At 68.2% G+C, this 21,783-nt stretch carries 16 protein-coding genes; 6 read left to right on the forward strand and 10 right to left on the reverse strand.

The features are described from left to right. Positions 1 to 209 precede the first annotated feature (209 nt). Positions 210 to 2,060 (reverse strand): dihydroxy-acid dehydratase, encoded by a 1,851-nt coding sequence (gene ilvD, locus EV652_RS00005; protein WP_132206862.1) that lies wholly within the window; start codon positions 2,058 to 2,060, stop codon positions 210 to 212. Positions 2,061 to 2,219: 159 nt separating this feature from the next. Here ilvD and EV652_RS00010 point away from each other — a divergent pair, with 159 nt between their 5' ends. From EV652_RS00010 to recQ, 3 genes are read left to right on the forward strand one after another with little or no spacing between them, the layout of a single operon-like run. Continuing rightward, entirely contained in the window at positions 2,220 to 3,065 is an 846-nt protein-coding gene (locus tag EV652_RS00010) for a helix-turn-helix domain-containing protein (RefSeq protein ID WP_132206863.1), read from the forward strand. Continuing rightward, positions 3,062 to 3,493 carry a VOC family protein gene (locus tag EV652_RS00015; protein ID WP_132206864.1) on the forward strand — a complete coding sequence of 144 codons (432 nt, stop codon included), beginning with the start codon at positions 3,062 to 3,064 and terminating at the stop codon, positions 3,491 to 3,493. Before EV652_RS00010 ends, EV652_RS00015 begins: the two co-directional genes overlap by 4 nt. A 58-nt stretch (positions 3,494 to 3,551) precedes the next feature. After that, on the forward strand, positions 3,552 to 5,396 hold the full coding sequence (recQ, locus tag EV652_RS00020) for a DNA helicase RecQ (RefSeq protein WP_199237930.1): 1,845 nt from the start codon (positions 3,552 to 3,554) through the stop codon (positions 5,394 to 5,396). Positions 5,397 to 5,468: 72 nt separating this feature from the next. Here the strand turns inward: recQ and EV652_RS00025 are convergent, their stop codons facing one another. Then, the gene (locus EV652_RS00025; RefSeq protein WP_132206865.1) at positions 5,469 to 6,260 is read right to left on the reverse strand and encodes a methyltransferase family protein; all 792 of its coding nucleotides are present in this window, start codon (positions 6,258 to 6,260) and stop codon (positions 5,469 to 5,471) included. Positions 6,261 to 6,309: 49 nt separating this feature from the next. Next, a complete protein-coding gene (locus EV652_RS00030) occupies positions 6,310 to 7,341 on the reverse strand; it encodes an alpha/beta fold hydrolase (RefSeq protein ID WP_242001460.1) in 1,032 nt (343 codons plus the stop codon). A 142-nt stretch (positions 7,342 to 7,483) separates the two neighbouring features. Between EV652_RS00030 and EV652_RS00035 the strand changes: the two genes are divergently transcribed. After that, positions 7,484 to 7,942, forward strand: coding sequence for a hypothetical protein (locus tag EV652_RS00035; RefSeq protein WP_158441055.1), 459 nt, complete (start codon positions 7,484 to 7,486; stop codon positions 7,940 to 7,942). Between the two features lie 145 nt (positions 7,943 to 8,087). On the opposite strand, the gene EV652_RS00040 is transcribed toward EV652_RS00035, so the two are convergent. Further along, entirely contained in the window at positions 8,088 to 8,963 is an 876-nt protein-coding gene (locus EV652_RS00040) for a LysR family transcriptional regulator (RefSeq protein WP_132206867.1), read from the reverse strand. Positions 8,964 to 9,066: 103 nt separating this feature from the next. Here EV652_RS00040 and EV652_RS00045 point away from each other — a divergent pair, with 103 nt between their 5' ends. Further along, positions 9,067 to 9,777, forward strand: a complete 711-nt coding sequence (locus tag EV652_RS00045; RefSeq protein WP_132206868.1) for an SDR family oxidoreductase — start codon at positions 9,067 to 9,069, stop codon at positions 9,775 to 9,777. 19 nt (positions 9,778 to 9,796) lie between these two features. Next, entirely contained in the window at positions 9,797 to 10,558 is a 762-nt protein-coding gene (locus tag EV652_RS00050) for an SDR family NAD(P)-dependent oxidoreductase (protein WP_132206869.1), read from the forward strand. Here the strand turns inward: EV652_RS00050 and EV652_RS00055 are convergent, their stop codons facing one another. From EV652_RS00055 to EV652_RS00080, 6 genes are all read right to left on the reverse strand, one after another. Beyond that, on the reverse strand, positions 10,559 to 10,924 hold the full coding sequence (locus EV652_RS00055) for a VOC family protein (RefSeq protein ID WP_132206870.1): 366 nt from the start codon (positions 10,922 to 10,924) through the stop codon (positions 10,559 to 10,561). Between the two features lie 143 nt (positions 10,925 to 11,067). After that, positions 11,068 to 12,993, reverse strand: a complete 1,926-nt coding sequence (locus tag EV652_RS00060; RefSeq protein WP_132206871.1) for a DUF3352 domain-containing protein — start codon at positions 12,991 to 12,993, stop codon at positions 11,068 to 11,070. Between the two features lie 75 nt (positions 12,994 to 13,068). After that, positions 13,069 to 13,689, reverse strand: coding sequence for a hypothetical protein (locus EV652_RS00065; protein WP_242001461.1), 621 nt, complete (start codon positions 13,687 to 13,689; stop codon positions 13,069 to 13,071). Between the two features lie 33 nt (positions 13,690 to 13,722). Further along, positions 13,723 to 17,271, reverse strand: a complete 3,549-nt coding sequence (gene dnaE, locus EV652_RS00070; RefSeq protein ID WP_132206872.1) for a DNA polymerase III subunit alpha — start codon at positions 17,269 to 17,271, stop codon at positions 13,723 to 13,725. A gap of 381 nt (positions 17,272 to 17,652) precedes the next feature. Then, entirely contained in the window at positions 17,653 to 19,299 is a 1,647-nt protein-coding gene (locus tag EV652_RS00075; RefSeq protein WP_132206873.1) for a glycoside hydrolase family 13 protein, read from the reverse strand. Between the two features lie 106 nt (positions 19,300 to 19,405). After that, entirely contained in the window at positions 19,406 to 21,727 is a 2,322-nt protein-coding gene (locus tag EV652_RS00080; protein WP_132206874.1) for an ATP-binding protein, read from the reverse strand. Positions 21,728 to 21,783 lie beyond the last annotated feature (56 nt).

Below are 21,783 nucleotides of genomic sequence, written 5' to 3' on the forward strand. Positions count from 1 at the left end.
CGCCCTCATCGCCCTCGCCATGCTCACCCTCGGCGGCTACCGACCACCCCTCCCCGGCCGAAACTGACCCACACATCAGACAGGAGAGCCGGTTAGCCCCCGAGGTTGTGGGTTGCCCACTGAGATTCCGAGTGGGCAACCCCCAACGTGAGTGGATAACCCCTGAGATTGGGGGTTGTGCGGCAGGGCCGCGGTGGGGGTGGGGTGGCTTAGGTGAGGTTGGTGATGGTGCGGACGGCGCCCTTGTCGGCGCTGGTGGCCATGGCGGCGTAGGCGCGGAGGGCTTGGGAGACCTTGCGGTCGCGGTTCTTCGGGGCGTAGACGCCGTTCAACTCGGCGCGGCGGGTCGAAAGCTCCTCGTCCGAGACCAGCAGCTCGATGGAGCGGTTGGGGATGTCGATGCGGATCTGGTCGCCGTCCCGGACCAGGGCGATGGTGCCGCCCGACGCGGCCTCCGGGGAGGCGTGACCGATGGACAGACCGGAGGTGCCGCCGGAGAAGCGGCCGTCGGTGACGAGCGCACAGACCTTGCCGAGGCCGCGGCCCTTCAGGAACGACGTCGGGTAGAGCATCTCCTGCATGCCGGGGCCGCCCTTCGGGCCCTCGTAGCGGATCACCACGACGTCACCCGGCTGGACCTGCTTGGCGAGGATCTTCTCGACCGCCTCGTCCTGCGACTCACACACCACCGCAGGACCCTGGAACGTCCAGATCGACTCGTCCACACCGGCCGTCTTCACTACACAGCCGTCGACGGCCAGGTTGCCTTTCAGCACCGCGAGTCCACCGTCAGCGGAGTACGCGTGCTCGAGGTCCCGGATGCATCCGCCGGCCGCGTCCGTGTCCAGCGTGTCCCACCGCTCCGACTGCGAGAACGCCGTCGCCGACCGCTTGCACCCCGGCGCCGCGTGCCACAGCTCGACGGCCTCCGGCGACGGCGATCCGCCGCGCAGGTCCCACGTCTTCAGCCACTCGTCGATCGAGTCGCTGTGCACGGTGTGCACGTTCTCGTTCAGCAGTCCGGCCCGGTGCAGCTCACCGAGGATCGCCGGGATGCCGCCGGCCCGGTGCACGTCCTCCATGTAGTACGTCCCGCCCGGTGCCACGTTCGGCGCGACCTTCGCCAGGCACGGCACCCGGCGCGACACCGCGTTGATGTCGTCCAGGTCGAAGTCGACCTCCGCCTCCTGCGCGGCCGCGAGCAGGTGCAGGATCGTGTTCGTCGACCCGCCCATCGCGATGTCCAGCGCCATCGCGTTCCCGAACGCCTCCCGGGACGCGACGGTGCGCGGCAACACGGTCTCGTCGTCCTGGTCGTAGTACCGCTTGGTGATCTGTACGACGGTCTCGCCGGCCTTCTCGTACAACGCCTTCCGCGCGGTGTGGGTCGCCAGCACCGAGCCGTTGCCCGGCAGCGACAGCCCGATCGCCTCGGTCAGGCAGTTCATCGAGTTCGCGGTGAACATGCCCGAACACGAACCGCAGGTGGGGCAGGCGTTCTCCTCGATCCGCAGGATGTCGGCGTCGGAGACGTTCTCGTTGACGGCCTCGGACATCGCGTCGATCAGGTCGAGTTTGCGCACCGTCCCGTCGACCAGCGTGGCCCGGCCGGCCTCCATCGGACCGCCGGAGACGAACACGGTCGGGATGTTCAGCCGGAGCGCGGCCATCAGCATGCCCGGGGTGATCTTGTCGCAGTTCGAGATGCACACCAGCGCGTCGGCGCAGTGCGCCTCGACCATGTACTCGACCGAGTCCGCGATCAGGTCCCGCGACGGCAGGCTGTAGAGCATCCCGCCGTGGCCCATCGCGATCCCGTCGTCGACGGCGATGGTGTTGAACTCACGGGCGATCCCGCCGGCCGCGTGGATCGCCTCGGACACGATCCGGCCGACCGGCGCGAGGTGGGTGTGGCCGGGGACGAACTCGGTGAAGCTGTTCGCCACCGCGATGATCGGCTTGCCGAAGTCCTCCCGGGCGACCCCGGAGGCCTGCATGAGCGCGCGGGCGCCCGCCATGTTGCGGCCGTGGGTGACGGTACGGGACCTCAGTGCAGGCACGACGACATCTCCTTGCGTTGGCCGGACGACTCATCTGCCTGACCACGCGGTGGGGTGGGGCAGATTTCAACATGGTGCCATGAGCGTCCAGATGGCGGTACGCCGGTCCCGCATCGCGGAGGAAGTGAAAGTGTCCACGGACAGACCTAGCCTGTGAACATGACGGGGTTCGAGTTCCACTCGCGGCGAGTGCACCCCGCTCTGCGCCCGTACGTCGCCGAGGTCACCGGCTACGCGTATCCCGGCGAACTGCCCGCACTGCACCGCGGCCTCCCCTCGCAGTACCTGACGCTCGTCATCACCCTCGACGAACCGCTCGGCCTCGCCTGGCCGGGCTCCCCCGTCAGGATGTTCGACACCGTCGTCGGCGGGCTGCACTCGACCGCCGTCCACATCAGCCAGTCGCCCAATCGGTCCGGGATCCAGCTCGCCCTCCGACCGGCCGCAGCGCGGGCTCTGCTCGGCCTGCCGCCCGGCGAGCTCGCGTCGATGGTGGTGGAGCTGGACGACATCCTCGGCAGCCCGGCGCACGTTGTCGGCGAGCGATTGCGGGAGGCGAGGACCTGGGTCGAGCGCTTCGACCTGGTCGAGAACCTGCTGCTCGAGCACTGGGCGGACGAGCCCGCGCCGGAGACGCGGGCCGAGCTCGGCTGGGCCTGGCGGCGACTCCGCGAGACGGCCGGGGCGGTCGGCGTCGAGGACCTGGCTTCAGAGGTCGGGTGGAGCCGACGGCATCTGACGGACCGATTCACCAATGAATACGGGCTGGGGCCGAAGGTGGCTGCCCGGGTGATGCGGTTCGAGCAGGCGGTCGGGCAGCTCCGGCGGTATCCGAAGCTCCGGCTGGCGGACCTGTCGGCCGAGCTCGGGTACGCCGACCAGGCCCATCTGACCCGGGAGTGGAACACGATCGCCGGCTGCTCGCCGCGACAGTGGCTGACCGAGGAGGTCCTCCCAAACGTTCAAGACGAGACGGTCGGTGCAGGCGCAGAGTCGGGGGTATGAATACGACAACAGAGAACAAGATCGTCGTCGGCGTCTGGCCGACACTGGTCTACCACGACGGCCACGCAGCCTTGAAGTTCCTCACCGAGGGACTCGGCTTCACTCAGGTCTGCCTGTACCCCGGCGAGACCGAAGGATCGATCGCGCACTCCGAGCTGGCCTGGCCGGCCGGTGGCGGCGTGATGGTGAGTTCGGTCGGGCGCCAGCAGGAGCCGGACGACTTCTCCTGGCTGGCCGATCATCCGCAGTCGGTCTATCTCGTCGTCGACGAGGACCCGGACCAACTGCTGTCGCGTGCGATCAGCGCCGGGGCGGTCGTCGTCCGCGGGCTACGGGACGAGGACTACGGATCGCGCGGTTTCACCGTGAAGGATCACGAGGGCAATCTGTGGAGTATCGGCACGTATCGCGGGGAGATCGTCGAGTAATCCACAGGTTCCAGCTCGGCACCCTTTGTCGTCTCGTGGATCTCACTAGAATCGCCGGGTGACCGAGACAGCCACAGTCCTGGACGAATCCGCCGGCGAAGCACTGCAGGTGCTCCGCCGGGTGTTCGGGTACGACGCCTTCCGCGGTCAGCAGGCCGACATCATCGACACCGTCGTCGCCGGTGGGGACGCGTTGGTGCTGATGCCGACCGGCGGCGGGAAGTCGTTGTGCTACCAGATCCCCGCCCTGGTCAGATCCGGCGTGGGGGTGGTGATCTCGCCGTTGATCGCGCTGATGCAGGACCAGGTGGACGCGCTCACCGCGCTCGGTGTGCGGGCCGGATTCCTCAACTCCACTCAGGATTTCGAGCAACGGCGAGAGGTCGAGCAGGCCTTCCTGGCCGGTGAGCTGGACCTGCTGTACCTGGCGCCCGAGCGGCTCCGGGTCGAGGCGACGGTGCGCTTGCTCGACCAGGGCAAGATCGCGCTGTTCGCGATCGACGAGGCGCACTGTGTGTCCCAGTGGGGCCACGACTTCCGGCCCGACTACCTGATGCTGTCGGAGTTGCACGAGCGCTGGCCCGACGTACCGCGGATCGCGCTCACCGCGACGGCGACCGAGGCGACGCACCAGGAGATCGCGACCCGGCTGAAGCTGGCCGACGCGAAGCATTTCGTGGCCAGCTTCGACCGGCCGAACATCCAGTACCGGATCGTCTCGAAGGACAGCCCGCAGCGGCAACTTCTCGATCTGCTCCGCACCGAGCACGCAGGCGACGCCGGCATCGTCTACTGCCTGTCCCGCAACAGTGTCGAGAAGACGGCCGAGTTCCTGACGAAGAACGGTATCGAGGCGTTGCCGTACCACGCGGGTCTGGACAACCGGACGCGCGCGGCCAACCAGGCCAGGTTCCTGCGCGAGGACGGCCTGGTCGTGGTCGCGACGATCGCGTTCGGTATGGGGATCGACAAACCTGATGTGCGCTTCGTCGCGCACCTCGATCTGCCGAAGTCGGTCGAGGGCTACTACCAGGAGACCGGGCGCGCCGGCCGGGACGGACTGCCGTCGACGGCGTGGCTCGCGTACGGGCTGCAGGACGTCGTACAGCAGCGGAAGATGATCGACACGTCCGAGGGTGATCTCTCCCATCGCCGCCGGTTGAGCGCGCATCTCGACGCGATGCTGGCGTTGTGCGAGACCGTGCAGTGCCGTCGGTCGCAATTGCTCGCGTACTTCGGTCAGCACGGGGACCCGTGTGCGAACTGCGACACCTGCCTGACGCCGCCGGAGTCGTGGGATGGGACGATCCCTGCGCAGAAGCTGCTGTCGACGGTCTATCGGTTGCAGCATGAGCGCGGTCAGAAGTTCGGCGCCGGTCAACTGATCGACATCCTGCTCGGCAAGGAGACGGAGAAGGTCAAGCAGTTCCGGCACGAGCAGCTGACCGTGTTCGGGATCGGCACGGAGCTGACGGATTCCGAGTGGCGCGGCGTGGTCCGGCAACTGCTCGCGCAGCGGTTGCTCACGGTCGAAGGCGACTACGGCACCCTCGTGCTCACCGAGGAGAGCGGCGAGGTGCTCAGCCGTCGGCGCGAGGTGATGATGCGCCGCGAGCCGGAGCGGGTCGGCCGCTCGTCGAGGTCGTCCGGCTCGAAGAAGAAGGCCGCTGCGGACCTCTCCCCCGAGGCCGCCCCGGTCTTCGAACGCCTGCGGACCTGGCGTGCCGGCGTCGCCAAGGAGCAGGGCGTTCCGGCCTACGTCATCTTCCACGACGCAACCCTCCGCCAGATCGCCACCGACCTCCCGAGCACACTCGCCGAGCTCGGCAAGATCAGCGGCGTCGGCGAGAACAAACTGGCCAAGTACGGCGAAAGCCTCCTGGAGGCACTCGTCGGCGAGTAGCACCACGGGTGGGGTGGTGGTGGTGGCGCTGGACGAGTTGCAGATCGACCAGGTTCCGGTCCTGTTCGGCCGCTACTGCGTCCACCGCTGATGCGTCGGACGACGCGAAGGGTCTGGGCTGTGCACCGGGCCTCGCCGGATGGGAAGTCTGGGCAAGAGGGCGGGGACACGGGCGGCGTAGTCGTCGTACGACGCTCCAAAGGTGTTGCGGAGGTCGCGCTCCTCGAACCTGATCCCAACGGCGATGTAGCCGGTCGCGGCGAGAGCGAAGAGAAGATGCGATGCGCCCATCCGTGGTGTCGCCCAGAAGGCCAGCACCAGCCCCGTCATCATCGGGTGCCGCACGACGGCGTAGAGACCGCCGACATAGAGGTCAGAGGTGAGACCGGGGTCTCGGGCGGCCGCCCATCCGGCCTGCCGCAGCCCAACGAGTTCGAGGTGATCCACCGCGAAGGTAGCGGTGATCGCCAGCACCCAGCCTGCAGCGAAGAGTGACCAGGCGATGACCGCGACCGGGCCCTCGACGTGCCAGATCTGCTCACCCCAGGGTTGCCAGAGCACCAGCAGGAGCGCGAGGCAGATGTCTGTGACGAGCACGTAGTAGGTACGTTCGAGCGCCGCCGGGATCCGCCGACTCAGCCATGACTTCACCTGACGACGCGCCATCACCGAGTGCTGGACGGCGAAGAACAGCAGGAGCGCCAGGTCGATGGCGACCGCGCGAGCGGTCGTCGTGCGGTCGGGTCCGTCGACGGTCCTGGGGACGACCACGCCGGCGAGGAAGGCGATCGTCCACACGGTGACAACGAAGAACCCCAGCCAGGCGGCGGCCGAGAGGAGGAGATGGGCAGGGCGTCGGGTCATGTCTCCATGCTGCGGGGGCGGCCGTCCCCGGCGCAGCCGTGGAACTACCTCACTTGTGGGGGTTTCGCGCGACGTACCAGGCTGCGACCTGGGAACGAGATCTGAACCCGAGCCGCAGCCGGATCCGCTCGAGGTGCGACTCGGCGGACCGTTCGGTGATGCCCAGGCGATCCGCCAACTGGCGGTTCGTGAGGCCTTCCGCCACGAGGGCCGCGACTTCTGTCTGGCGGACGGTGAGTCCCGTGGGAACGGTCCTTCGTAGTCGTGGCAGTCCGAGGAAGCGTCGCACCTGTTCGACCAGCGACTCCACATCCCCGATGGCAGGAAGGTGCGAGCGGCCCACGAGCTCCACGAGCTGGGCGCCCGGGATCGCGTCGGCGAGCACCCTGCTCTGCTCGAACGGAGCGGCTCGGTCTCCGCTCCGGTGCAGCACCAGCGTCGGCGCCTGCACCCGCGCGAGGCTCGGAAGCACGTCCAGGGCGTAAGCGAGACGCAACAAGGAGACCGCTGTCTCGGGCGAGGAGGCTGCGCGCTGGTAGCGGGCGAGCGCGTGGCGGGTGCCGGCATCAGCCTCGGGTGCGAAAAGATCGGTGAGCAGGTCTGATCCCAGACCCCAGTGAGAGGCAAGCAGGCCCAGCATGTGCCGCTTGCTGTCCTCGTCGCCGATCGCGTCACCGGTCGCCCAACCGCCGTAGAGCACCAGACGCGAAACCTTCTCCGGCTGATCGGCAGCCCACTGCGCGGCCACCGCCGCCCCAAGCGACCAGCCCAGGACGTCACAGCGGGTAATGCCGAGCGCATCGGTCACCGCGGCGATCGTGGCAAGCTCGAGCGCCATCGTGCGAGGGCCGTCGTAGGCGTCCGAGAGGCCACAACCAGGGCGGTCGTAGCGCACCAACGTGCGGCCCGACGACAGCGACTCGTGGAACATGCGCTCGGCGGGGATGGCCCATCCGAGCTCGAGATGACTGAGCCATCCCGGCGCAACCAGCAGGAACGGCCCGCTGCCTGTCAGGGCATAGGCCACCCGCCCGCCATCGGCCAAGTGCGCCATCCCCAGGCGCTGATCCTGCGCAACCACGACACCAGTGAACAGCAGTTGTGCGCGGATCGCGGCAGCTGAGCAGACGTGTGTCGATACCGTGGTCCCGCAGACGACCTCCGGAGAAGCGATGACTCATCCACCGTTGATCCTCACGGGTGGGCCCGCGGTAGGAAAGAGTGTGACAGCGCGTGCCCTGGCGGAAGGTCGCCCAAGGTGTGCCTTCATCGATGTGGATGACGTACGCCAGTTCGTCGTCACCGGCGCGGCCGCTCCGTGGGAGGGAAAGGAAGGCCGGGAACAGCAACGGCTCGGTGTGACAAACGCTTGCGGCCTCGCTCGCAATTTCCTGGCCATGGGCATTGAGGTCGTCGTCGCTGACGTGCTCACGCCAGAGACCTGCGACTTGTACAGGCGGGAGCTACCCGGGTGCCTGATCGTGCACATGACGCTCGGTTTGCCAGAGGCGATGCGGCGTGCGGCGTCCCGCAAGATCTGGCTGACTGACGATGAGTTCCGAATGCTCCACGAGGCGGACGCTGCGAACCCCCCGGACGCCGATCATCGCATCCAGGTGGACGCACTCAACGTGCAGAACCAGACCGAAAAGGTGGCAAGGCTCTGGGCAGAGGGTCGATGATCCGCCGAGGAAGCACCCGAGCTGGCGGACCAGCCGCGCACCGCACCCGGCCAACGCGAACACCAACACCGCAGCGATCCCCCACCTCGTCATCGCCACATGCTGCCATCGGGAAAGCCCCATCGGCGGTGCCCGATCGGGCAGATCAGGTCTGGGGTGTCCAGTCGACCGTGACGGCGAGCTCTGCGAAGTCGTAGATGAGGCGGGAACGGCGGGATGCCATCCAGGCCAGGCAGACCTTGTTGGCGGCGATGTCGGTCACCGGTACGGCGGCCACGTCAGGGCGTTGGTAGAAGGTTGCTACCGACAGCGGGATGATCGAGACGCCACTCCCGGCCGCGACGTGCTCCATCTTCTCCTCGACGCTGCGCATCTCCGGCACCGGCTTCGCCTGGCCGGTGCGCAGTTCCAGCGCGATGTCCCGCCACTCGGGTACGGCGTCCGGAGGCTGCAGCAGATGCTCGTCGGCGAGATCGGCGATGTCGATCTCCGGTTTGCCGGCCAGCCGGTGGTCGGACCGGAGCATCGCGACCCGCGGCTCCTCGAACAGCGGCCGGATGCTCAGCCCCTCCTGGACGATCGGCAGCCGGACGACGCTCACGTCGACCCGGCCGTCGTGCAGCACGTCCACCTGGTCGACCCAGGTCGTCCGGATCACCTCGACCTCGACGTCGGGATGGATTGCGCCGAACGCCCGGACAGCCGGAGTCACGGTGATCCCGGGCATGAAGCCGATGGTGAACGTCTTCGGCCCGCGGGCCGCCTGGACCACGCGCCGGCGCATCGCCTCGGCCGAGGCGAGCAGCGGCCGGGCGTCGTCGAGCAACTGGCGACCGGCCTCCGTCAGCTCGGTCGAACGCTTGGTGCGCGCGAACAGCTGGACCTTGAACTCGTCCTCCAGGGCGCGGATCTGCCGGGACAGCACGGGCTGGGCGATATGCAGGCGATCGGCGGCCCGGCCGAAGTGCAGTTCCTCGGCGACCGCGACGAAGTACCTGAGCTTGCGGAGGTCGACATCCATAATACCTTCAGAGTATTACAGACGCCCGAACAGGTCTTGGACCGCTGCGGTCGTGCAAGCGCAGTGTGGAGGAGAGATCCCAACCACGAAAGGCAGTTCCTCCATGACTCTGCAGGACCAGCGCGTTGTCATTCTCGGCGGTACGTCGGGGATCGGACTGGCGACCGCACAGCTCGCCGCCGATCAGGGCGCGACCGTTATCGTTGCCTCCAGCAACCCGGAGTCGGTGAAACGCGCACTCGAATCCCTGCCCTCGTCGGCGTCCGGCAAGGCACTCGACCTGACCGACGCCGAGGCGGTCACGGCCTTCTTCGATGGCCTCGAACCCTTCGACCATCTCGTCTTCACAGCCGGCGAATCGCTGACCTTGCTCGCGGTCGCGTCGATGGATCTGGCGCGGGCTCGTCAAGCCTTCGAGGTCAGGTACTTCGGCGCCCTCGGTGCGGTCAGTGCGGCGGCGTCCAAGATCCGTCCGGGTGGTTCCGTCGTACTGACGACCGGTGCGGCGGCCGATCGTCCCGGGCCGGGTTGGTCCGTCGCGGCCGGCATCTGCGGCGCGGTGGACTCCCTCGTCCGGGCGCTTGCTGTCGAACTCGCGCCAATCCGTGTCAACGCCGTCAAGCCCGGCATGGTTCGTACTCCCCTGTGGTCCGACCTGGCACCGGAGGCGCTGTACGAGGAGACGGCCAAGGTCCTGCCCGTGGGCCGGGTGGGCGAGCCGTCCGACATCGCGGCCGCCTATGTCTACCTGATGGACCAGGGCTACGCGACCGGCACCATCGTCAGCGTCGATGGCGGACACGTGCTGGTGTGAGCCTGGCAGAGTGGGGACCATGGCACGGATTCTGGTGACTGGGTCGGCTGACGGGCTTGGTCGGATGGTGGCGGGTGAGTTGATCGGCCAAGGGCACGAGGTTGTGCTGCACGCGCGCAACGAGCGGCGCGGTGACGATGCGCTGGGTGCGTTACCGAAGGCCGCGGGCGTGCTGGTCGGTGACCTCTCGAGCATTGCGGAGACACGTGACGTGGCTCGGCAGGCGAACGAGTCCGGGCGGTTCGACGTGGTAGTCCACAATGCCGCGGTCGGCTATCAGGAATCGCGGATCGAGACCGTCGACGGGCTGGAGCATGTGTTCGCGATCAACGCCCTGGCGCCGTACCTGCTGACCGCGTTGATCGAGCGACCGGAGCGGTTGGTGTACCTGAGCTCCGGCATGCACGAGAGCGGTGACGTCGTACTGGATGATCTCCAGTGGGTCCGGCGCCGGTGGAGCGGATCGCGGGCGTACTCGGACTCGAAGCTGCACGACGTGATCCTCGCGTTCGCGGTCGCGCGACTGTGGCCCGGCGTACTGTCGAACGCCGTCGACCCGGGCTGGGTGGCGACGAAGATGGGCGGCCGAGGTGCGCCCGGCGATCTCAACCAGGCGCACCTCACCCAGGTCTGGCTGGCCACGGCTCCGACCACGCCCAGCGGCGGGTACTACTACCACCTCCGCCCGCACGCGACCCACCCCGCGGCCTCGGACTCCGAGGTCCAGGGCGCATTTCTCGAGGTCTGCGGCTCGCTCACCGGGGTGCCGTTCCCCGGTTGATCATTCCTGGACGACGTACAGCGTGTTGCCGTCCTGGTCGCGGAAGGTGAACATCGGCGGGACGCCAGGCCAGGCGATCAGCTCGTCGGTGTCGACGCCCTCCGACTGCAGGTGCTTGTGCGCAGCGGTGGCATCGGGGGTGACGAGTCGTACTCCGGTGTCGGCCGGCTGGTCGTTCGCAGCGGGCGACAGCGCAAGGTTGGTCGGAGCGCCGGGCGGGGCGACCACGATCCACCGGCCGCCGATCTCGGGCAGCGGTGCGTCCATCAACAGCTCGAACCCCAGCGTCCCGGTATAGAACGCGACCGCCCGGTCCTGGTCGCCAACCGGTACGCCGATGGTCCGAATGTCGGTGAAGTGGTTCATCTCTACCTCCAGTGGTGGGTGCTTTCACTAGGAGGTAGAGACCACTCCCCCGATTTCGACATCCCACCCGCGACCGGCCCCCGGACAACCAGAAGCCCCGGACGGCCATGCAGCGGCTGTCCGGGGCTTCTTCGGCAGAACTACTACTTTGCGACGACTCGGAGGCCGAATTCGGCCTTGCCGTCGCCGGTGGAGCGGACGACGAAACCGCCGGAGCGCAGGGCCGCCAGGTCCTTGTCGGAGCTGAACTTCTTGCTCAGGGAGCCGGCTGCCTCGAAGTCGATGTAGCCGATCGTCACCGCGCCCTTGGTGTCGGGCAGGGCCTGCTTGAAGTTCTCGGTCCCGCCGAGGTTGCCGCCCTTCAGCACCTGCTCGGCGTACGACTGGTCGGTGGCGATCACCAGCGAGTCGTCGTCCTTGGCCCTCTCGATCGGGATGTTGGCCGACGACTCCTTGCGCAGCAGGGTGGTCAGCTTCTCCACGACGGGCTCGGCCTTGGCCGGGTCGGTCTCCATCCGGGCCGCGATCTTCGGGCCGTTGCCGGCGTCCTTGTCGATGGCGACGGCCAGGTTCTTGCCCAGCAGGCTCTTCAGGTCGTCGGGCAGGGTCAGCCCGGTCTCTTCCTTGAACTCCTCGGTCAGCTCCTGGATGTTGCTGTTCGAGGCCTTCTCGAGCTGCTTCCACATCGTGTCGATCAGGCTCTCGCCGCCGGACACCGCGATCGCACCGGCCGTCGTGTCGGGCAGCTGCCCGATCAGCTCACCGGCGTCGGCCCCGTCGACCTTGACGCTCTGGTCACCGTGGGCGATGCCCTTCAGCTCGACGTACGACGAGTCGAACCGCAGCGCGGCCGCCATCGTCGCGTCCGAGATGCCGGCCAACTGCTCCGACTGCACCTTGCCCGAGATGTCGGCGATGCCCTTCATGTCGGCCCAGACCGAGGCGAAACCCTGCTCGCCGAGGGCGTCCATGTCCGCGCTGAACTTTGCGTTCTTCTCCAGCGGGTTGTCCTTGCTGGTGGCAACGGCCTGGTCGACGGTCGCCTGGTCGTCGGCGAGCAGCACGTAACCGTTGCTGAACGCGCGACCGGGCTTCTTGTCCTCCTTGGCCATCAGCTTGTCGAGGCCCTTGGCGGCGTCGCCCTCGTTCTTCACCTCGACGGCGACCACCATGGTCGGCTCGTCCTTGCCGTCGGCGGCCGGCAGCACGGCCAGGCCGGCGCGTTCGCCGAGCCACGGCTTGATGTCCTGGTCGTAGTTCACGTCGGCCAGATCGTCACCGGCGTACTTCTTGATGCTCTCGAAGAGCTTCTGCCGCAGGTCGTCGTTCTCGCCGGTCAGGCCGAGGTTCTCCTTGACCGAGGGGAACTTGAGCATGAACCGGATCGCGGCGACCTTCTGGCCGGCCGACGGGTTCAGGTCGACGCGGGCGTAGGCGACCGCGTTCCCCGGCAGCACCGCGGCCGGCTGCTTGCCGCCGTTGAGCTTGCCGTAGGCAAAGATGCCGCCGCTGGCGACGACCAGCACCATGGCCAGCGCCGCGATCATCGGGATCAGCTTGCCGCGCTTCTTCTTCGGCTCCGGCTGCCACTGGTGCTGTCCCGGACCGAACCCGGGCCCCTGCGGCGGCTGTCCACCGACGTGCATCTGCTCGTACGACGCCTGCCCGCCGGGCTGGCCGTACTGCTGCGGGCCGGGCTGGCCCTGCTGACCGGGCTGCCCGTACGACGGTGCACCAGGCTGACCGTACTGCGGCCCACCCTGCTGGTACTGCGGCTGCTGCGGGCCAGGCCGACCGTACTGCCCAGGCTGCTGCTGTCCAGGCTGGCCGTACTGCGGCGGGCCAGGCTGTCCGTACTGCGGCTGCCCCTGGGGCGCCGGACCAGGACGGCCCTGCTGCGGGCGGTCCGCGGACCCCTGCTGCGGCCACGGGCCCTGCTGGTTGCCCTGGGCACTCATAGGCGGACGCTGTGCGCCCGGCCCCTGCTGGCCGCCGTACTGGTTCGGGTTGTTCTGCGGAGCGCCGGCACCCGGATACTGCGGGTTGGGCGGGGTGTTCTGGTCGGACATATGCTCCCTCACGTGGTCCAGTGGCCTCACCCACTGGCTGGGTCGTCTCTGGTGATCCCGACCCGACCAGACAGGCTAGTGCACCTGCGGCGAGGTCTCTGACGCGCCAGGTTGCGATGTGGTTGCAACCGGTTCGGAGCGCCAGGTGGCGGCGGCGATGATCGCAGCCGCCAGCGCCGCACCGACCAACCATGCCGCAGCAGGGGTCCACGTATGCAGTTCGAGCGGCGCCGCGACCAGATCTCCCGGCTTGGCCGCCTCCAGCCGGGGCTGGATCGGGTCATGGCCGAGCAGCATGCCGACGCCCCACGCGACGCCGGAGCCGAGCGCCGCGCCGAGCGCCACGATCGCGACCGACCACGGACCGTAGTTCCGTAGCCACCAGAACAGTGCACCGCCGAGCACGAGCGCGGTGATGAAGCCGATCGCGGTGAAGGTGCCGTCCGGCCCGAAGATCCGGGTCATCTGCTCTTCGCCCAGCGCGCCGCCGTTCTCGTCCACGGTGTACTGCGCCAGCGGCGAGAACTGCTGCCACGCCCATCCGGCCACCACGCCGGCGACCAGGAACACGATCGCGGTGACCGCGATCGCCTTCGCCCACGGCATCGCCGGCTCCGGCGGAGGCGGCGTACCGAACGGAACCCCCGACGGCGGGGGCAGGTACGGCGAAGGCTGGTCAGACTGAGGTTGCGTCACCTCGACAGTGTGCCGCACAGATTCCCCCAGGCCTCAACTGGCCAGGCAGGAAGGACCGAGCAGCGCCTTCAGGTCCGCCATCAGCGACGACGTCGGAGTGACCCGGAACCGGTCGCCGATCCGCATCACCGTCGTCTTCTGCCGGGCCTGCAAGCGCAGTTGCACCTCGGTCATCCCCGGATGCGACTGCAGCACGTCCCGCAGCTGCTCGACCAGTGGCGGCGTACAGCGGTTCACCGGCATCGTGATGACCACCGGTCCGCTCGGGCCCTCGGTCAGGTCCGGCACGATCACCTCGGAGCCGCTCAGCTCGAGCCGGTCCTCGCGCCGGCGGACCCGGCCCTTCATCAGGATGATCGCGTCGTTGCTCAGCAGGTGTGCGTGCAACTGGTACGCCGAGGAGAACATCATCACCTCGATCGAACCTTCCAGGTCCTCGATGGTGACGATCGCGTAGATGTCGCCGCGCTTGTTCACCTTCCGCTGCACCGCGGTGACCAGACCGCCGATGGTCACCTGGCTGCCGTCCGGCCGGTCCTCGTCGGCGAGCAGTTGACCGATCGTGCAGTCGCTGCCGTTGGTGAGCACGTGCTCGACACCGAACAGCGGGTGGTCGGAGACATAGAGCCCCAGCATGTCCCGCTCGTGCGCGAGTTTGGTCGCCTTGTCCCACTCCTCGATCTCCGGGACGGTGACGGTGAGCCGGCTGTTGCCCTCTCCCTCGTCCGCGTCGTCGTCGCCCATCGAGAAGAGGTCGAACTGGCCGTGCGCCTCGTTCCGCTTCAGGTCGATCGCCTCGTCGACGGCCTGCTCGTGCACCGCGACGACCGCGCGCCGGGCGTGGCTCATCGAGTCGAACGAACCGGCCTTGGCCAGCGACTCGATCACCCGCTTGTTGCAGACCGGCAGCGACACCTTGTCGATGAAGTCGACGAAGTCGGTGAACCGGCCCTTCTCCTCGCGGGCCGCGACGATCTCGGCCACCACGTTGACGCCGACGTTGCGGATCGCGGACAGGCCGAAACGGATGTCGGTGCCGACCGGGGTGAAGTTCGAGTCCGACTCGTTCACGTCCGGCGGCAGCACCTTGATGCCCATCCGGCGGCACTCGTTCAGGTAGATGGCCATCTTGTCCTTGTCGTCCTTCACCGACGTCAGGACGGCGGCCATGTACTCCGCCGGGTAGTTCGCCTTGAGGTACGCCGTCCAGTACGAGACCAGCCCGTACGCCGCCGAGTGCGCCTTGTTGAACGCGTAGTCGGAGAACGGGACCAGCACGTCCCAGAGCGCCTTGATCGACGCGTCGGAGAAGCCGTTCGCCTTCATCCCCTCGGAGAAGCCGACGTACTCCGCGTCCAGCACCTCGCGCTTCTTCTTGCCCATCGCGCGGCGGAGCAGATCCGCTTTGCCGAGCGTGTACCCGCCGAGCTGCTGCGCGATCGCCATCACCTGCTCCTGGTAGACGATCAGACCGTAGGTCGTCCCCAGGATCGGTTCGAGCGCGACCGCGAGCTCGTCGTGCGGGTAGCTGATCTCCTGCTGCTTGTTCTTGCGCAGGGCGTAGTTGGTGTGGCTGTTCGCACCCATCGGGCCGGGCCGGTAGAGCGCGCCGACGGCGGAGATGTCCTCGAAGTTGTCCGGCTTCATCAGCCGCAGCAGCGCCCGCATCGGGCCGCCGTCGAACTGGAACACGCCGAGGGTGTCACCGCGGCCGAGCAGCTCGAAGGTCGGGCCGTCGTCCAGGGACTTGGCCAGCTCGTCCAGGTCCAGCGTGATCCCGCGGCTGGCCTCGACGTTCTTGACCGCGTCGTCCATGATCGTCAGGTTGCGCAGGCCCAGGAAGTCCATCTTGACCAGGCCGAGCGTCTCGCAGCTCGGGTAGTCGAACTGGGTGATGACCTGGCCGTCCTGCTCGCGGCGCATGATCGGGATCAGCTCGATCAGCGGCTCGCTGGACATGATCACGCCGGCCGCGTGCACACCCCACTGACGCTTCAGGTTCTCCAGGCCGCGGGCGGTGTCGACGATCTTGCGGACGTCCTGGTCGGACTCGTACAGCTGCCGGAACTCGCCGGCCTCGGAGTACCGCTTGTGGCTGGAGTCGAAGATACCGGACAGCGGGATGTCCTTGCCCATCACCGACGGCGGCATCGCCTTGGTGATCCGGTCGCCCATCGCGAACGGGTAGTCCAGCACCCGGCCGGCGTCCTTGATCGCCTGCTTGGCCTTGATGGTGCCGTAGGTGACGATCATCGCGACCCGGTCGTCGCCGTACTTCTCGGTGACGTAGCGGATCACCTCGGGGCGGCGGCGGTCGTCGAAGTCGATGTCGAAGTCGGGCATCGACATACGTTCGGGGTTCAGGAACCGCTCGAAGATCAGACCGTGCTGGAGCGGGTCGAGGTCGGTGATCCGCATCGCGTACGCACACATCGAACCGGCACCGGAACCACGGCCCGGACCGACCCGGATGCCGTGCTCCTTGGCCCAGTTGATGAAGTCGGCGACGACGAGGAAGTAGCCGGCGTACCCCTTCGAGGTGATGACCTCGATCTCGTACTCGGCCTGCTTGCGGACCTGGTCCGGGATGCCTTCGGGGTACCGCTTGTGCAGGCCGGTCTCGACCTCGGCGACGAACCAGGACTCCTCGTTGTGACCGTCGGGGCAGGGGAACCGGGGCATGAACCGGCCCTCGCCCTCGGTGAAGCTGACATCGCACTGCTCGGCGATCAGCAGCGTGTTGTCACACGCCTCCGGCAGCTCCTTCCACACCTCGCGCATCTCGGCCGCGGTCTTGACGTAGAACTCGTTCGCGTCGAACTTGAACCGGTTCGGGTCGGACAGCGTCGAGCCGGACTGGACGCACAGCAGCGCGGCGTGCGCGGTGGAGTCCTCGGGCTTGGTGTAGTGCAGGTCGTTGGTGGCCACCAGCGGCAGGTCGAGCTCGCGGGCCAGCTTGAGCAGGTCCTTCTGGATGTTCCGCTCGATGCCGAGGCCGTGGTCCATCAGCTCGCAGTAGAAGTTCTCCTTGCCGAAGATGTCGCGGAACTCCGCGGCCGCCTCGACAGCCTCCTTGTACTGCCCGAGCCGCAGCCGGGTCTGCACCTCGCCGGACGGGCAGCCCGTGGTCGCGATCAGGCCCTGGCCGTAGGTGTTCAGCAGCTCGCGGTCCATCCGGGGCTTGAAGTAGTAGCCCTCGAGACTGGCCAGCGAGCTCATCTTGAACAGGTTGTGCATACCGGACGTGTTCTTGGCCAGCAGCGTCATGTGCGTGTAGGCACCGCTACCGGACACGTCGTCGCGGCCCGAGTTCGCATCGCCCCACTTGACCCGCTTCCGCTCGCTGCGGTGCGTGTGCGGGGTCAGGTACGCCTCGACGCCGATGATCGGCTTGACGTCGTACTTCTTCGCCGTCTTCCAGAACTCGTACGCCCCGAACACGTAGCCGTGGTCGGTGGTGGCGATCGCCGGCATGCCCATTTCCTGGGCTGTTTTGAACAACTCGTCGATCCGCGCGGCGCCGTCCAGCATGGAGTACTCGGTGTGCACGTGTAGATGCACGAAACTGTCGCTGGACGCCATGTCTGCGCAGACCTCCCAGGGCGTGAGTGTGGGTGACTGCAGCAGCCTAATCGGGCCCGCCGACAGTTCTTCACCGGCTCACCGGGAGCAGCCTCCGCTGCCCGATATCCGGGCGTGGACCGCACCAGAACAACACCAGTTCTCGCCATGCCCCGCCGGCCGCGGCAGCCCGCCGGCGGGGCAGGCGCTCCATCCTTCCCGGCCGGAGGGAGCGGTAAGGATGGAGCGGCCGACCTGGCGCCGAGCAGGGGACTCAGGACGCCAGGTCAGCCGGTCTAGGGGGTCGCCGGCATCAGCGGTCCCTCAGGTCGCGCGCCACGTCGCGCACCATCAGGATCGCGAGCACACCGGTGATGATCATGAGAATCCACATGCTCGTGATCACGCCTCGCCCTCCAGGAGGGTCCAGACGGCGCTGTTCGAGGGGAGCTTCTCGCCGGCCTCCGCGTCGCTGGCGAGGAGGAGGGTGCCATCGACCGGGTTGCAGACCGGTCGGGGCGAGCAGTTGACGGCACAGGCGAAGCCGTCGCCTCGGGTGAACGCCAGTACGCCGGGCTCCGTCGGCAGCCAGCGGAGTTCGCCGGAGCCGAGTACAGGGATCCGGTGCCGCAGCGACAGGGCCTCGCGGTAGAGGTGCAGCATCGAGTCGCCACTACCGAGCAGCAGGTCCGCCGCGTGATCCGCGAACCAGTCCGGCTGCGGTAGCCACGTCGTACCCGAGCCGCCGTCCGGTGAGAAGCCGAAGGAGTCGTGTTCTGCTCTCCACGGTAGTGGCACCCGACAACCGTCCCGGCCGCGCCGGACGCCGCCGGTGCGGTGGAACATCGGATCGGTCAGCAGGTGCTCCGGCAGGTCGGTCACCTCCGGCAGCCCCAGCTCCTCGCCTTGATAGAGGTACGCCGACCCCGGCAACGCCAGCATGAGCAGCGCAGCGGCACGCGCCCGGGCCACGCCGAGCTCGAGATCGCCGGGTCCGGCGCCCGGTGCTCCCCCGGCATACCTGGTGACGGACCGCGGCATGTCGTGGTTGTTCAGCACCCAGGCGACGGAAGATCCGGACCCGGCGATCGTCTCGAGGCCCCGGTCGATCACGTCGTACAGCGACCGGTCGTCCCACTCGGCGCGGAGGAACTCGAAGAAGAAGGTCTGGTGCAGCTCGTCCGGGCGCTGGTACCGCGCGAGCTGCTCGGTGTCGAGCAGGCCGACCTCGCCGACCAGGACCCGCTCCCGCCCGGTCCGCTGCGTGTACTCCTCCGCGATCGCTCGCCAGCTGCGCCACACCTCGTGCACCTCGGGTTGGTTCCAGGCGTGCGGGTTGATCGGGTCGCCGGTCAGCTCGTCGTGGTCGGCGTGCTCGTGGTCCGGCAGCCCCTCGGCCTTGTGCAACCCGTGCGCGACGTCGATCCGCAGCCCGTCCGCGCCGCGGTCGAACCAGAAGCGCAGTACCTCCTCGAAGGCCGCCGCGACGTCCCGGTGCCGCCAGTTGAAGTCAGGCTGCTCGGCCGCGAACGTGTGCAGGTACCACTGGCCGTCGGGCACCCTTTCCCACGCGGACCCGCCGAAGATCGACCGCCAGTTGTTCGGAGGCTGGTCACCATGACCGTCTGCGAAATGAAACCGGGCCCGCTCCGGACTCCCAGGGCCGGCCGCGAGCGCCGCGGTGAACCAGGGGTGCTCGATCGAGCAGTGGTTCGGTACGACGTCGACGATGACCCTGAGGTCGAGGCGGTGGGCGTCCCTGATCAGCCGGTCGAACGACTCGAGCGTCCCGTACTCCGGATGGACGCCGCGATAATCGGCGACGTCGTACCCGTGGTCGTGCTGGGGCGAGGGGTAGAACGGGTTGAGCCAGAGTGCGTCGACGCCGAGGCTGCGCAGGTACGGGAGCCGCTGCCGGACGCCGTCGAGGTCACCGATGCCGTCGCCGTCGGAGTCGGCGAAGCTCCGCACGTAGACCTGGTAGACGACCGCGCTCCGCCACCAATCGCGCGCGCTGCCCCGGAGCGGTAGGCAACTCGTTACGGGCATCGGGACCTCGCCAACAGGGGATAACGTTGTCACCAAGGATCCCCAGGCCGCCCGGCGAAGACATCGGGACGCCTACGTATTTCGGTACGGAGAATGCGTGGAAACGTTACCGCTCGGGGTGCTCGGCGACCCAGCGGGCGACCTGGGTGCGGGAGGAGAAGGCGAGCTTGCTGAGGATGTGCTCGACGTGGGTCTCGGCGGTGCGCTGGGAGATGACGAGGCGGGCGGCGATCTCCCGGTTGCTCAGGCCGTCGCCGATCAGGACCGCGATCTGGTGCTCGCGCCGGGTCAGCCGGCCCGCCATCCCCGGTTTCGCCGCCCGATCCCGCTCGGTCTCCTCCCCCAGCGCCAGCGTGACCGCCTGGTCGAAGGAGTACGCCGCCCCCGCCTGGAACGCCTCGTCGAACGCCGCGTCACCGATCGCGGCCCGGATCCGCTGCTCGGTCCGGTCGTCGAACTGGCTGTACGGCGTCGTCTCGTCGACATGCGCACCACTCGACCGCCAGACCGCCCGGGACGCGCCCATCAACCGCGCGGCCCGCTCGGTGGGCGCGTCCGATCCAGCACACCAGGACAGTGCCTGGACGCAGAAGGCGATCCCGGTGTGGTCGTTCATCGGCTGCCACAGCCGGATCGCCTCCCGGAAGGAGTGCGTCGCCGACTCGTACTGGTCGTGGTCGCGCCATCGGACGATGCCGACGGTCCACAGCGCGTAGGCCTTCGACGAGGCCGCGCCCCGGGAATCGGCCAGCTCGTACGCCTGCCGGCTGAACTCCTCGACCCGCGGATCGGTGAGGAAGAAGGTTGCCGCGGACAACAAGATCAGCGAGTCGAACTCGCCCAGCCGGTCCTGGACCGTGCGGTAGCCGGCCAGGCCGCGCTCCAGCCGGGCGACGGCTCCGGTGAGATCACCTTGGTAGATCAGCGCCTGGCCCTCCACCTCGGCGATCCGGGCCCGCAACTGCTCGTCGTCGTACCGCTCCGCGAGCTCCGCACACTCGGCCAGCAGCCGCGTCGACTGCTCGGACTCGCCCAGGAACATGGCGAGATAGGCGCCGGCCCAGATCCCCATCGCCCGGGTCGGCGTCTGCTCCGGCGCGGCGTCGATCGCCCGGCTGAGGTAGCGATGACCCTCGCGCAGGAAGCCGGCGAACCAGAAGTTCCAGATCGGCGCCGCGATCTCCAGCGCGGCCGCCCCCTCGCCCGGCTCGGCCAGGCAGAAGTCGAGGGCCTCCCGGAGATTCTCGTGTTCGCGCCGCAGCCGGATGTACCAGTCGGCCTGCCGCGGGCTGAAACTGTCCGCCTCCCACTGCGCGGCCAGCATCCGGTAGAAGTCGCGGTGCCGGACCCGGATCTCGCGGGTCCGGCCGGCCTCGGCCAGGCGCATCCCGCCGTACTGGCTGATCGTGGTGAGCATGTCGTACCAGGCGACGATCGAGTGGTCGGTGACGATCGTGCGGGTGATGATCGACTTGTTCACCAGCCCGGCGACGAGATCGAGCACCTCGTCGCGCGCGATGCCGTCGCCGGAGCAGACCTCCTCCGCGCCCTCGAGGTCGAAGCCGCCGGCGAACACCGACAGCCGTTCCCACAGCAGCCGCTCAGCCGGGGAACACAGGTCGTAGCTCCAGGTCACGGCGGCGTCCAGCGCCTGCTGCCTGGCTGGTCCGGCCTGCCGTCCGGTGGCCAGCAGCCGGAAGCGGTCCTCGAGCCGGTCGAGGATCTGCGCCAACGACAGCGTCCGCATCCAGACCGCCGCGAGTTCGAGCGCCAGCGGTACGCCGTCCAGCTGCCGGCACACCTCGATCACCTGAGCCCGGTTCCGCTCGTCGATCTCGAACTCGGGCAGCACGGCACGGACCCGATCGGTGAACAGCACCAACGACTCGTACTGATCGGCGTCGGCGGCCAGAGCTTCCATCGGCGGCGTGGACAGCGGGGGCACCGCGAGGACCTGCTCACCTTCCACACCCAGCACGTGCCGGCTGGTCGCCAGGATCCGGAGCTGTGGGGCGGCGGCCAGCAGCTTGCTCGCCAGTACGGCGCACGCCTCGGCGACCTGCTCACAGTTGTCCAGCACCAGCAGCAGGTGCTTGTCCTCGAGGTACTCGGCCAGGTCAGCGGTCGGGTTGGCAGACACCTGACTCAGCTCGAGTGCGCCGGCCAGGGTGTGCCCGAGCAGCGTCGGGTCGCGTAGTGCGGCCAGTTCCACGAACCACACCCCGTCGGCGAAGGTACGTCGTACCTCTCCTGCCATCCGCAACGCCAGGCGGGTCTTGCCGACTCCGCCGGTGCCGGTCAGGGTCAGCAGACGGCTGCTCGACAGCAACCGCCTCGTGTCTGCCAGCTCACGACGCCGCCCCACGAAACTCGTCAGCTCGGCCGGTAGCCGGCCGCGAGCCGTCGCCACTGGCTTCGACTCCGCCATGCCTCAGGGTAGGCCGGAAGTGCGCTGTTGAGACCGGCTCAGGGCGCACACTGAGG

This window comes from Kribbella steppae (assembly GCF_004342025.1).
Lineage (GTDB): Bacteria > Actinomycetota > Actinomycetes > Propionibacteriales > Kribbellaceae > Kribbella > Kribbella steppae.